The 13,265-nt window shown below is 69.5% G+C and carries 12 protein-coding genes; all 12 read left to right on the plus strand.

Translation table 11 applies throughout. The features are described 5' to 3' along the window. Positions 1-19: 19 nt before the first annotated feature. A complete protein-coding gene (locus ACRDTB_RS13340; RefSeq protein ID WP_431430487.1) occupies positions 20-1,222 on the plus strand; it encodes an ABC transporter ATP-binding protein in 1,203 nt (400 codons plus the stop codon). A gap of 2 nt (positions 1,223-1,224) precedes the next feature. Then, positions 1,225-3,012, plus strand: a complete 1,788-nt coding sequence (locus ACRDTB_RS13345; protein WP_431430489.1) for an ABC transporter permease — start codon at positions 1,225-1,227, stop codon at positions 3,010-3,012. A gap of 16 nt (positions 3,013-3,028) precedes the next feature. Next, entirely contained in the window at positions 3,029-4,036 is a 1,008-nt protein-coding gene (locus ACRDTB_RS13350) for an LLM class flavin-dependent oxidoreductase (RefSeq protein ID WP_431430490.1), read from the plus strand. A gap of 196 nt (positions 4,037-4,232) precedes the next feature. Beyond that, the gene (locus tag ACRDTB_RS13355) at positions 4,233-4,751 is read left to right on the plus strand and encodes a MaoC/PaaZ C-terminal domain-containing protein (RefSeq protein WP_431430491.1); all 519 of its coding nucleotides are present in this window, start codon (positions 4,233-4,235) and stop codon (positions 4,749-4,751) included. After that, positions 4,748-5,914 carry a thiolase family protein gene (locus ACRDTB_RS13360; RefSeq protein WP_431430492.1) on the plus strand — a complete coding sequence of 389 codons (1,167 nt, stop codon included), beginning with the start codon at positions 4,748-4,750 and terminating at the stop codon, positions 5,912-5,914. The genes ACRDTB_RS13355 and ACRDTB_RS13360 overlap by 4 nt, the downstream gene beginning before the upstream one ends. Then, positions 5,907-6,353, plus strand: a complete 447-nt coding sequence (locus ACRDTB_RS13365; RefSeq protein WP_431430493.1) for a Zn-ribbon domain-containing OB-fold protein — start codon at positions 5,907-5,909, stop codon at positions 6,351-6,353. Before ACRDTB_RS13360 ends, ACRDTB_RS13365 begins: the two co-directional genes overlap by 8 nt. Next, positions 6,354-7,871 carry an acyl-CoA synthetase gene (locus tag ACRDTB_RS13370; RefSeq protein ID WP_431430494.1) on the plus strand — a complete coding sequence of 506 codons (1,518 nt, stop codon included), beginning with the start codon at positions 6,354-6,356 and terminating at the stop codon, positions 7,869-7,871. Further along, entirely contained in the window at positions 7,868-8,314 is a 447-nt protein-coding gene (locus ACRDTB_RS13375) for an FAS1-like dehydratase domain-containing protein (RefSeq protein WP_431430495.1), read from the plus strand. Before ACRDTB_RS13370 ends, ACRDTB_RS13375 begins: the two co-directional genes overlap by 4 nt. A 210-nt stretch (positions 8,315-8,524) precedes the next feature. Next, on the plus strand, positions 8,525-9,760 hold the full coding sequence (locus tag ACRDTB_RS13380) for a cytochrome P450 (protein WP_431430496.1): 1,236 nt from the start codon (positions 8,525-8,527) through the stop codon (positions 9,758-9,760). Between the two features lie 51 nt (positions 9,761-9,811). Next, positions 9,812-11,071, plus strand: coding sequence for a CaiB/BaiF CoA transferase family protein (locus ACRDTB_RS13385; protein ID WP_431430497.1), 1,260 nt, complete (start codon positions 9,812-9,814; stop codon positions 11,069-11,071). 10 nt (positions 11,072-11,081) lie between these two features. Beyond that, positions 11,082-12,314 (plus strand): acetyl-CoA acetyltransferase, encoded by a 1,233-nt coding sequence (locus ACRDTB_RS13390; RefSeq protein WP_431430498.1) that lies wholly within the window; start codon positions 11,082-11,084, stop codon positions 12,312-12,314. Further along, complete coding sequence (locus tag ACRDTB_RS13395) at positions 12,311-13,258, plus strand: cyclase family protein (RefSeq protein ID WP_431430499.1); 948 nt, start codon at positions 12,311-12,313, stop codon at positions 13,256-13,258. The genes ACRDTB_RS13390 and ACRDTB_RS13395 overlap by 4 nt, the downstream gene beginning before the upstream one ends. Positions 13,259-13,265 lie beyond the last annotated feature (7 nt).

The raw sequence follows: 13,265 nt of genomic DNA on the forward strand, positions 1-13,265 counted from the left end.
GAACGTGCGGAGTATTGGGATGACACACGTGGCGACCGCGACGCCCACTGGGCACGTCGTCGAGGAGCGGGACGAACCTCCCGCACTCACCGTGCAGGGTCTGACGAAGTCCTTCAGGCGCGCCAACGGATCCGTCGTGACACCTGTCGACGACATCTCGCTGACGATCCGCGAGGGTGAGTTCGTCGTGCTCCTCGGCCCGAGTGGCTGTGGCAAGACGACGCTGCTCCGCTGCATCGCGGGCCTCGAGATCCCGGACCGCGGGAGCATCGCCCTGGGTGACACCGCGGTCTTCGACGCCTCGGCAGGGGTCAACCGGCCCCCCGAGCGTCGAGGGATCGCGATGATGTTCCAGTCCTACGCGTTGTTCCCGCACATGACCGTGGAGGACAACGTCGCCTATCCGCTGCGGGCCGCCCGGGTGCCGAAGGAGGAGCGGCGCCGGCGAGTGGACGACGCGCTGCGACTGGTCGGTGTGTCGGAGATCGCCACCCAGTTGCCGGGCAAGCTCAGCGGTGGCCAGCAGCAGCGGGTCTCGTTGGCCAGAGCACTGGTCGCCGAGCCGAAGATCATCCTGTTCGACGAGCCACTGTCCAATGTGGATGCGAAGGTTCGGGAGGAGCTGCGCGTCCAGCTCCTCGAGATGCAGAAGCGCGTCAACTTCACGGCGGTCTACGTCACCCACGACCAGGTCGAGGCGCTGGAGTTGGCGGACCGGATCGCGGTGCTCCGCGACGGCGTGGTCCAGCAGCTCGACTCGCCGAGTGAGGTCTACGACCGTCCGGTGTCCCGGTACGTCGCGAACTTCATCGGCTCGGTGAACGAGGTGCCCGGCACGATCATGTCTGTGGGCGAGCGGTCCGTGGACGTCAGGTTCGACGGTGACACGGGAGCCGGCGACGAGGTCCGGCTCCCGCTGCCCACCGGACAGGTACCCGAGCCGGGCTCGACCGTCCACCTGGCATGGCGCCCGGAGCGCACCGTCCTGCTCGCGGCGCCGACGGACGTGTCCGAGGACAGGAGCGTGTCCGGCCCCACGTTCGCGGGTGAGCTCCTGTTCAAGCGCTTCTTCGGCATCTACCACGACGCGATCTTCCGGCTCCCCAACGGGATCGAGATCCGCGCGCTGTCCTCGCGGGAGATCCCGCACCAGCCCGGTGAGGTCGTCCACCTCGGCACCGAGGTGGACGACGTCCGGCTGTTCGGGCAGGGTGGGGACTGAGCATGGTTCAGGCTGAGTTGGTGCCGGCCCGGGTCGCCATCCCCGGGGCGGCGTCGCGCCTGTGGCGGCGGGTGCGGCCCAAGAGCTTTCTGGGCGGGCTCGTGTTCGTCATGTGGGCGCTGCTGGCCGCCCTGCTGGTGCTCCCGCTGGGCCAGACCGTCATCGAAGTGCTGACCGGGACGTCGAGCACCGGCCAGAACGCCTTCGAGCAGGTGCTGGCCCTGCCGGGGGTTGGGAGGACGATCCTCAACACGGTCGTCGTCGTCGCGTTGTCGACGGTCCTGGCCACCTCGATCGCGGTCGTCTTCGCATGGCTGAACGAGCGGACGAACGCACGTCTCGGCTTCGTCGCCGAGATCCTCCCGCTGACCACCCTGCTCGTGCCGGCGCTGGCCGGGACGGTCGGGTGGGTGTTCCTGACCTCACCGTCCTCGGGGATGCTGAACATCGCCCTGCGGGACCTGCTGGGCGCGTTCGGGATCTCCCTCGCCGACGGCCCGCTGGACATCTTCACCATGCCCGGGCTGGTGTTCCTGTACGCGCTGAACATCGTGCCCTACGTCTACCTCCCCGTCTCGGCCGCGATGTCCCAACTGGACTCGTCGCTGGAGGAGGCGTCCAGGGTCTGCGGGTACGGCCCGCTGCGCAGCTTCTTCAAGGTGACCCTTCCCGCGGTGCGGCCCGCGGTCGTGAGCGGCGCGTTCCTCGGTTCGATCATCGGCTTCGCGACCTTCTCCATCGCCGTCATCGTCGGCACGGGTGCGGGGATCGACATCGTCTCCGTGCGGGTCTACACCCTGCTCACCGCCCAGTATCCGCCACGCACGGACCCGGCCGTGTTGCTCAGCCTGATGCTGCTCGCGGCGATCCTGCTGCTGTCCCTGCTCCAACGGCGGATCCTGCGCTCGGGCGGGTTCGCCACGATCGGCGGGCGCGGCATCCGTCCGTCCAAGGTGGACCTCGGCCGGATGGTCCTGCCCGCTCGGGTGCTGATGATCGGGTTCGTGGTCTGCTCGTCGGCCGTGCCCCTGATCGGGCTCGTCTACATCGCACTGCGTGGCTTCTGGTCTCCCGAGCTCACGCTGTCGGGACTCAGCCTGGAGAACTTCAGAAAGGTGCTGTTCGACGGCTCGGCGCTGGGTGAGGCGCTGACGAACAGCATTCTGCTGGCCGTGGTCGGGATGCTGATCACGCTGGCGGTGGCGATGGTGTTCGCGCTGTACACCGGTCGTGCGCGAGGTCAGCTCGGCCGCTGGGTCGACGCCCTCGCGAAGGCGCCGGGCGGTTTGTCGCACCTGTTGCTGGCGATCGCGTTCCTGACGGTGCTGGCCGCCCCGCCGTTCCGGATGAGCGGGACGATCACGATCCTGCTCCTGGCGTACGTGGTGTTCTTCCTGCCGCAGGCCTACGTCTCCGCGTCGGCCGCGCACGCCCAGCTCGGGTCGGAGCTCGGCGAGGCCTCCGCGATGTGTGGCGCCGGGCCCGTGCGCACGCTTCGCGCGGTGACGCTGCCGCTGATGGCGCCCGGAATGGTGGGTGGCGCGATCCTCGTGTTCGTGCTCATCATGAGCGAGGTGACGGGGTCGGCACTGCTGTCGGGGTCGAGCACCCCGGTCGTCGGCTTCCTGATGCTCGACCTGTGGTCGAACGGCACCTTCCCGGAGATCGCGGCGCTCGGGGCGATCATGGCGGTGATCACGGCGACCTTCACGATCGTGGCGCTGTACTTCGGACGGCGTCGGACTCGTGCGCTCGGTGCGGCGTCCGCGCCCATCGCACGGGCGAACTAGCGCCTGAGGAGTTCGTATGGTGGTGAAGTTCGGCGCAGGACCGTTCAACTGTCAGAGCGACGACGGCGGACCCGCGGCGGGGCGCCTGCAGTCGGCGATCCCGGAGTGGGCCGAGGTCGCGGAGGCCGAGGGGCTCGACGGATTCTGGTTGGCCGAGCACCACTTCTCACCGGACGGGTACTCCTCGTCGATCTTCCCGCTGCTCGGTGCCGTCGCCGCGCGCACGTCGAGGATCACGATCGGGACGAAGGTACTGCTCGCCCCGCTGTACCACCCCCTGCGGCTGGCGGAGGACGCGGCTCAGGTCGCCGGACTGAGTGCTGGCCGGTTCATCCTGGGCGTCGCGCTCGGATACCGGCCGGAGGAGTATGCGGCGTTCGGTGTGGACCGCCGCCGCCGGGCCGCCCTGCTCGAGGACGCGGTCGCGGTGTGCCGTGCGGCGTGGCGGGGTGAGAGGTTCGACTACCGGAGCCGGCTGATCGACCTCCGTGACATCGTCTGTCGCCCGGCCCCAGAGGTGGCGCCGCCGATATTTCTCGGCGGCAAGGCACGCGCGGCACTCGTCCGCGCGGCGCGGATCGCGGATGGTTACATCCCGTCCTCCGGCGCCGATGCGGAGATCCTCGACCGGGTCGGGACCGTCGACCGGGAGGCGGGGGACCGCGGCCCGCTGCCGCTCGTGACAGGTGTCATGGCCGCCGTCTCGACCGACGCGGTCGAGTCAAGCTCCCTTGTGGACGGTGTGCGGCAGGTGCTGTCCACCTACGAGAAGTGGCTCGAGTCCGCCGGCGACACTTACACGGGGTCGGCCGGGTTGGACCCGGCGAGCAGCTACGTCGCCAACGGCGGCCCGGACGACGTGGCGCGGGTCGTGGCGCGAATCGCCGCGTCGTTTCCCGGCCGGACACAGCACCTGACCGCTCGCCTCGACTATCCGGGAATGAGCAGGGACGACGTCACCCGGCATATCCGGCGATACGCGCGGGAGGTGGTTCCGCGAGTTCGGGAAATGATCGCGGTGTGAAGGGGAGACGATGAGGTTGATGACGCCGGGTTTGCAGCGTGCGCCACGGAAACGGGCGCCGCTTGTCACCGCACGAACACAGCCGGAATCGCCGGGGTCAGGTTTCGATCCGAGGCGGCGAAGTGTGATGTCGAACAATTTCAGAGGAACGTCACGACTATTCCGTAGAGCGGTCGGTACAGGTATTGTTTCTGTTATGGGCGACATTCACGAGACGAGGCGTGCGGGCGCGCGGCTCGACGGAACACTGCTCCGCCGAGCAACGGTCTCCGACCCCGCGACGTCTCGATACGTCTCGGGTCGTGACGTGTGCGTCCGCTCGGTCACGGTCGACGAGGTCGACCTGTTCCTGTTCAGTGCGGCGTGCTGGCTGCCGCACCGCATCCATTACGACCGTTCGTTCGCGCTGGGCGAGGGCCTGGCCGACGTGCCCGTGCACGGGCCGCTGCAGGCGACGTGGCTGAGCGACATGGTGGCGGGCTGGGCCGACGGCGAGGGCGGCCGGCTGCGCGGCATGACCACGCGCAACCTCCTGTCCACCTTCCCGGGTGACCGGCTGACGTGCGTGGCGACGATCGCGTCTGCAGAACCGTCCGGAGAGGACTCCGGCGCGGTGGTGAGCCTGGACCTCGCGGTCCGGCGGGACGACGTGGAGCTCGTCACGGCGGGGACGGCCGTCGTGGAGGTCCCCGGGCCGTCGCGGGACGGCAGATGACGTCGCCGGGCACGGTGATGGTGGTCGGCACCGGGGAGACGGAGTTCACCCGGCGCAGCAACCGCTCGGTCCGCGAGCTCACCGTCGACGCGATGAGCCGGGCGCTGGCGGACGCCGGTCTGACCATCGGTGACATCGACGCCGTCATCCCCCTCGGCGGTGACGTCTCCGCCGACGACCTGGTCTCGAACATGGGCGCGAGCCGGTGCGTCGTGGACGCGCACCCGCCGATGGGTGGGAACTCCGGTGTCGCCGCACTCGCCCTGGCCGAGGCGATCATGATCTCCGGGCGTGCGGACACGGTCGCCATCGTGTTCGCACGCAACGGGAGCTCGGCGCGCCGGGTCGACAGCCGGGTGGGCTCGCTGCCCGGGCAACACCTGCGGACCTACCTGGAACGCCCACACGGCTGGATCACGCCCGCGCAGTGGTACTCGGTCATCGCCAAGCGGCACGAGATCGAGTTCGGCTCGAGCAAGGCGGCGATGGCGGAGGTCGCCGTGACCGCACGCCGGCACGCGCAGCTCAACCCGAACGCCATGATGCACCGCCGGACGTTGACCCACGACGAGTACTACGCCGCGCCGATGATCACCGATCCGTACCAGCGCTACGACTGCTGCCTGGAGACCGACGGCGCGGTCGCCCTGATCCTCGCGATCGCCGACCGGGCCGAGCGGCTGCCGGAGAGCCGCCCGGTGCGGTTGCTGTCGGCGGCGGCCGCCCGGCCGGAGAGCCCCGACGACCTCACCAACCGGGAGGACTGGTTCGACATCGGGCTCACCCTGGCAGCGCCGCTGGCCTATGCGGCCGCCGGTCTCGGTCCCGAGGACGTCGACGTCGCCATGGTCTACGACTGCTTCACCTTCGAGGTCCTCCACCAGCTCGAGGAGGCCGGGTTCTGCGAGCGCGGCGGGTCCGCGGAGCTCGTCCTGTCCGGCGCGACCCGGCTCGGTGGCCGGCTGCCGGTGAACACGCACGGCGGGTTGCTCGCCGAGGGGCACCTCGGTGGGGTCTCCCACGTGACCGAGGCCGTCCGGCAGCTGCGCGGCGAGGCCGGCCGGCGCCAGGTGGACGGCGCGCGGATCGCCGCCGTCACCGGGTGGGGCGACTGGGGCGACGGGTCGCTCGCCCTGCTGGGGTCGGTGGGGCACCATGGCTGAGCGTCCCGCCGCGGCGGACACCGCGCCTGAGCTCGTCCCGTTCTTCGAGTCGTGCTCGGTCGGCCGGCTGACGATCCCCAGGTGTGTGGCGTGCGGCGAGTACCGGTGGCCACCGCGGCCGCTGTGCCTGCTCTGTGGCTCGTCGCTGTTCGAGTGGCACGAGGTGGCGTCGTACGGGCGGGTGTACTCGTGGACGACGACACACCGGTCGCCGAGCGTGGACTTCGCGGGGACCGTCCCGTTCACGATCGTCGTGGTCACCCTCGAGAGTGCGGCCAACGTCCGCATGGTCGGGCGGTTGGTCTCGCCGAGCCCGGGTGTGGAGACCGACCTGTCGGGACTGTCGGCGGGTGCCCGCGTGCGTGCCCGGTTCGAGCGACTGGAGAGCCCGCACGTCAACGTCGCGTGGGAGCTCGTCCGGCCGGACACGGAGGGGTAGGTGAGTCTCGTGTACAACGTCGCTCGCGTGCTGGAGCGCAACGCGTGGCGGCACGGGGACCGGCTCGCGGTGAGTACCCAGGACGAGTCGTTGACGCACGCGGACCTGGCCGCGCTGGTCCGGCGGCTCGTGAGCGGGCTGCGCGAGGTCGGACTGGAACGCGGTGACGTCGTCGCCCTGTTGCTCGACAACGGCGTGGACTTCCTGGCTTCGACGTTCGCCGTCAACGGGGTCGGCGCGGTGTTCCTGCCGCTGAACCTCCGGCTCGCGTACGACGAGTGGCGCTACATCGTGGCGCACTCCGGTGCCCGGTTCCTGATCGCCGAGGAACGGTTCGCGGACGACTCCCGCCGCCTGTCGGGCGACTGCCCCGACCTCGAGCAGGTGATCGTGACCGGGACGGTCGCCGATGGGCCGCCGTCCCTGCGTGACGTGGTCGATCGAGGCACCGGCACCGATGTGTCTTTTGTGGACACCAGCGCCGACGACGTGAGCAGGCTGATGTACACGTCGGGGACCACCTCGCGTCCCAAGGGAGTGCCGCTGACGTACGGGAACGTCCTGTGGAAGACCTTCGACCACGTGGTCGAGTTCGGCATGACGTCGGGTGACCGGACGCTGGTGTCCGGGCCGATGTACCACGTCGGCGCCTACGACCTGCCGGGGGTCAGCGCGCTGTACGTCGGCGGGAGCGTGGTCATCCTCCCCAGGTTCGACGCCGTCGCCGTGCTGGAGGCGATCCAGAAGCACTCGGTGACCAACCTGTGGCTGGCGCCGGCGATGGTGAACGCCATCCTCGCGCTGCCCGAGCCGCAGGCCTACGACACCGCGACGGTTCGGTTCGTGACCAACGGCGGCGAGAAGATGCCCACCCCGCTGATCAAGCGCTTCTTCGAGATCTTCCCCAACGCCTGGCTCGCGGACTCCTACGGGCTGACCGAGACGGTGTCTGGCGACACGTTCCTCGACCCGGAGCACGTCTTCAGCAAGCTGGGCTCGGTGGGCCGGCCGCTGCTCCACGTCGACCTGCGCGTGGTCGACGACGACGGCGACGACGTGCCGAGGGGGACCTCCGGCGAGGTGCTCCTGCGCGGTCCGAAGGTCTTCTCCGGCTACTGGAAGGACCCGGAGGCGACGGCGCGGGCGTTCACCGACGACTGGTTCCACACCGGCGATGTCGCGCACCTCGACGAGGACGGGTACCTGTTCATCGATGACCGGAAGAACGACCTGATCATCTCCGGTGGCGAGAACATCGCCTCTCCCGAAGTGGAGCGGGTCCTCTACCAGCATCCCGCCGTTCACGAGGCGGCCGTGGTCGGTGTGCCGGACGAGAAGTGGGGCGAGGTGCCGAAGGCGGTGGTGGTGCTACGGCCGGGTGCCACGGCGACCGCTGCGGAGCTTGTGGAGTTCTGCCGCGAACACCTCGCCCGGTTCAAGGTGCCCAAGCACGTCGAGTTCGTCGGCTCGCTGCCGCGGACCGCCACCGGCAAGGTGCTCAAGCGGGAGCTGCGATGAGCGGCGAGACTCGCTCCGAGGTGCGGCTGGTGTCGCGAGAGGACATTCGCAAGTTCGCCGTGGCCACCCGGGTCACCGGTCCGCACCACCACGACGTCGACGCGGCACGGGCCCGGGGGTATCGGGACGTCGTGGCGCCGCCGTACTACTTCACCGCGCTGGGGCTCTCGTTCGGGCGCATCGTGCCGCGCGACGAGCTGGCGGAGAGCGGCCTGCCGGTCGCCGACCCGTTGAGCACGCGGAGGCCGGTCGCCGGGGAGTGTTCGGTCGAATGGTTCGGCGACATCATCGCCGGTGACGAAATCGTCGTGTCGGAAAGACTCGTGGATATCGTGGCAAAGCAGGGTCAGAGTGGACGAATGGAGCTCTACCACTATGAGAGACAATACCGTCGTGGGCTGAAACTGCTCGTGCGAGAGCGCTTCATCCGTATCGCGCGCTGAGTTTCGAGTACGCCGCCGCCACGCGCGCGAGGCCGACGCGCGGCGTGGCCGACGCGTGCCCAATTCTGAGAAATACGACTCGAAAAGTGTTCGTTGTATATTAGTCGAATGGTCGGTACAATATTCTTGGCGAGCGGTTGACGATTATCCCGAAATACCTCCGAGTGATGGTCGGATACACCGTCGGCCACCATCGGGAGAGGAGCTGTGGTGGCCAGTCCTGATGCGACATCGTTGTCGGCGACGTTCGGTATCGAGCCCTACGCCTTCTACGACCAGGTCCGGGACCGGCGTCCCGTCGACTGGGACGAGGAGCTCGGCGCCTGGGTCATCTACGACTACGCGACCAACCGCACCCTGCTGCGCAAGGACATCGAGTCGATGCGCATGCCCGAGATGGACAACCTGGACCTGTTCGTCCCGATCACCGGTGCTCCGCGCGGCGTCGTCTACCTCACCGGCGAGGCGCAGCGCCGCATCCACCGGTGGTTCGTCCTCTCCTTCAACGCTCCGTTCGTGGAGGGCCTTCGAGGTGACGTCGTCGGCCCGCTCGTCGAGCGGGTGCTCAAGCCGCTGGTGTCCGCCGGGCGAGCGGACCTTGCCGGCGACTTCGCCGAGCAGATCCCGGTCCGGGTCGCCGCGGCGTCGATGGACCTGCCGTGGCAAGACGACGAGTGGATCATGCGCGCCAAGAACGCCCTCCGCACGGTCGGCGTGTTCTTCGGCCGCCGGCTGATGCTCGACGACGAGATCGTCGACAATGCACGGGAGGCGTCGAAGACGCTCAACGCGATGCTCCTGCCGTTCGTGGAGGAGCGCCGGGCCGGTACGGGCGACGACCTCATCAGCAAGCTGTGGCGCGAGGGACCGTCCCTTCTGGATGACTGGGGTCCGAGCGACGTGCTCGGGCAGGTGCGCACGACGCTCCTCGCGGGTACCGACACCACGACGCACTCGATCTGCAACACGCTGTACATGCTGGCGCTGCAGGACGACGAGGTACGCCGGCAGCTGCGCGACGGCGGGCCGCAGATCCAGGCCAACTTCGTCGAGGAGGCGTTGCGCCTGTACGGAACCGTCCACTTCCGGGTACGGCACGCCAACGAGGACATCCGGGTCGGCGACTCGGTGATCAAGAAGGACGACGCGGTGGTCCCGATGCTGGCCGCGGCGAACCGCGATCCCGAGCGCTACGCGTGCCCGCACGCCCTGGACCTCCAGCGGGACCGTCCCCGCGACCACGTCGCCTTCAACTTCGGCCCGCGTGCGTGTGCCGGCCAGGCGCTGGCCCGGACCGAGCTGCAGGAGGTGGTGCGGGCGATGCTCGATCTCGCCCCGAACATGCGGCTCGACCCGCAGGCGCCGCCACCTGAGCTGGTCGGCTTCACGAACCGGTCGTTCCAGCCCCTGAACGTGGTGTTCGATCCGGCGCCGACGGCCCGGTGAGTCACCGTCCCCATTGAACCTGCTGGATCTGCGATCTTGAGGAGCGCTAGCGTGAGTGTGACCGTGCCGGACGAGACCACCGTTCGTCTGCAACGAACCGGGCCCCTGACGGGAATCCGGGTTCTGTCTCTGGAGAACTACCTGGCGGGCAACCACACGACGTTCTTCCTAACGCTCTTCGGCGCCGAGATCATCAAGGTGGAGCGGCCGGGGGTCGGGGACGCCCTGCGCGGCCCGGAGAGCCAGTCCGGCCACCTGGACAACAAGCAGCAGAACAAGCGCAGCGTCGCCATCGACCTGCAGTCGAAAGCCGGCGTGGACCTGTTCATGAGCCTGGTGCCGGAGGCCGACGTCGTGTTCTCGAACATGAAGGTCTCCAGCCTGCACGGCTACGGGATCACGTTCGAGTCCCTGATCGCCCGCAAGCCCGACATCGTGTACACGACCCTCACCGGCTTCGGGCACGGCGACGTGCTGCCGGCCGGTCCGAGCGCCGGGTGGCCCGCGTTCGACGTGATCGCGCAGGGCATGTCGGGGATGCAGTTCCGCTGTCTCGGCCCGGACGACGACGTGCCGGGCTACAACGGCCTGCCGATCGGCGACGACGGCACCGCGATCTTCGCCGCGTTCGGCACGGTGCTGGCGTTGCGGGCGCGGGACGAGACCGGCAAGCCGCAGCGGGTGGACGTGTCCATGCACGACTCGATGGTCTACCTCAACGCGAGCACACTGAACCGCTGGAAGACCCAGCAGAAGGAGGCCGGTCGCGGCCGGTCCATCGGCGGCAGCGCACCCTACGGCGCCTACCGTACGAAGGACGGCTGGGTGAACCTGGCCGTGTGGGGCGAGCGCCTGTGGCGCCGTTTCTGTATCGCGCTGGACCGTCTCGACGTGGTCGACGACCCGCGGTTCGACTGTGCGGCGAACCGGCTGGCGAACCTGGACGCGCTCAACCGGGAGATGGTCACCGACTTCATCGCCGGCCGGACCACCGCCGAGGTGCTCGAGACGTTGCACGGGGAGGGCATCCCCTGCGCCCCCATCTACACCACCCAGCAGGTGGTGGAGAGCGAGCAGGTCGCGGCGCGCCGGATGTTCACCAAGTACCACCTTCGGGACGGCGGGATGCACGAGACCATCGGCAGCCCGATCAAGCTCAGCTCCGTCGACGAGGACGTTCCCCTTGCCGCACCGCCGCTGCTCGGTGGTGACACGCGGGACGTGCTCGCGTCGCTGCTGCACCTTCCCGGCGAGGAGATCGAGAAACTGGACGCCCAGGGCGTGATCGCGATAGCGGACAACGCTCGTTAGGAGTGCGGACGTGGCCAACCCGGTATACGTGCTCGGCGGGGCACAGACGGACTTCGCGCGCAACTTCGGCCGGGAAGGGCTGGAGCTGCACCAGATCGTCGGCGAGACGGTGGACGTCGTGTTGGCGTCCGCCGAGGTCGAGCCCGCCGCGATCGGATCGATCCACGTGGGCAACGCTTTCGGCGAGCTGTTCTCCGCCCAGTCACAGCTCGGTGCCATGCCGGCGACCGGGGACGACCGCTTCTGGGGCAAGCCGGCCACCCGGCACGAGGCCGCGTGCGCGTCCGGGAGCGTGGCGGTGCTCTCGGCCATGGCGGAGATCGAGGCCGGCCGGCACGACTGCGTACTCGTGCTGGGCGTCGAGCAGCAGCGCAACGTGTCGGGCGACGTCGCCGGTGCCCACCAGGCCACCGCGGCCTGGGTCGGGCACGACGCGGTCGGCCAGCGATACGTATGGGCGCACGAGTTCAACCGGCTCGCCGAGGAGTACGACCGCAGGTTCGGGCTGCGCTACGAGCACATCGCCCGGATCGCCGAGGTGAACCTGGAGAACGCGCGGCGCAACCCGAACGCGCAGACACGCAAGTGGACCTTCGACGAGCGGAGCTTCACCGAGGACGACACGGCGAACCCGGTGGTGCACGGCAGGCTGCGGCGGCAGGACTGCGGCCAGGTCACCGACGGGGCGGCCGGGTTCCTGCTCGCCTCGGCCGAGTTCGCGGCCGAGCACGCCGCGCGTGTGGGCGTGCCGGTGACCGAGCTGCCCCGGATCGCGGGGTGGGGCCACCGGGTGGCCAGCCTGTCCCTGGAGGCGAAGCTGGCACGCAGCGCGGACGAGCCCTACATCCTCCCGCACCTGCGCGGTGCGATCACCGATGCCTACGCGCGGGCGGGGATCTCCGGACCGTCCGATGTGGACGCGATCGAGACGCACGACTGCTTCTCCATCAACGAGTACATGGCGATCGACCACTTCGGCATCACCGAGCCGGGCGAGAGCTGGAAGGCGGTCGAGGGTGGATGGATCGAGCTGGGCGGGCGGATTCCGGTCAACCCGAGCGGCGGGCTGATCGGCTCCGGGCACCCCGTCGGGGCGACCGGCATCCGGATGGTGGTCGACGCGGCGAAGCAGGTGTCCGGCAACGCGGGGGACTACCAGGTAGCGGAGTGCCGTCGCGCGGCGACGCTGAACGTCGGGGGGAGTGCGACAACGGTCGTGAGCTTCGTCGTCGAGGCCGGATGACGTCCACGGTGGCCGGCCAGGCGGTCGACGAGGCGAGCCTCCGGGCGTTGTTCGCGCAGGTGAGCAACTGGGGCCGGTGGGGGAGCGAGGACCAGCGCGGCACGCTGAACCTGATCGGCGGGAAGGAGGCCTTGGCCGGGCTCGCCGCGGCCGAGGCCGGCGTGGCCATCTCGTGCGGCCGCGAGGTCAGGACCGCCGCCCCCTCGCCGGCGGTGGAGGCGGCCACCTGGAGCGCCGTGCTCGCGGGAGACGTGTGCCCGACGAGTGGCTACGGGCAGACCAGGGACCGCATCACGGTCGCGCCGCATGGTCCACTGCAGACACACATGGACGCGCTGTGCCACGTCCTGCTGGACGGCGTGATGTACAACGGAAAACTGGCGAACGCGGTCAAGTCCACCGGGGCGACCGTGAACGACATCGGGATACTGGCGGGCGGCGTGGTCACCCGGGGGGTGCTGCTCGACATCCCGCGGGTGCTCGGCGTCGACCACCTGACGCTGGACCGGCCGGTGCTCAACAAGGATCTGCTCGCGGCCGAACGCCGCGCGGGCGTGGAGGTTCGGCCAGGTGACGCCGTACTGGTACGCGTCGGCCGGGACGCGCGCCGGTCCGCGGAAGGACCGGAGTGTGAGCGGATCGACGGCCGCACCGCGCTGCCCGGCATGGCCGCGGAGTGCCTGCGTTGGCTGCGGGAACGGGACGTGGGTCTGCTGGTCTCGGACGCCGGGCACGACCTGATTCCGTCGGATGCGGGTTTCGCCGCGCCGATCCACATCGGAGCCCTCGTCTTCCTCGGCCTGCCCCTCATCGACAACGCCGCGCTGGACGACCTCGCGGACGCGTGCGCCGAGCTGCGCCGGTGGACGTTCACGTGGACCGTGAGTCCGTTGCGGATCCAGGGTGGCACGGGCTCGCTGGTCAACCCGATCGCCGTTCTCTAGTGATGCC

This window comes from Actinophytocola sp., from assembly GCF_050699935.1.
Taxonomy (GTDB): domain Bacteria; phylum Actinomycetota; class Actinomycetes; order Mycobacteriales; family Pseudonocardiaceae; genus Actinophytocola.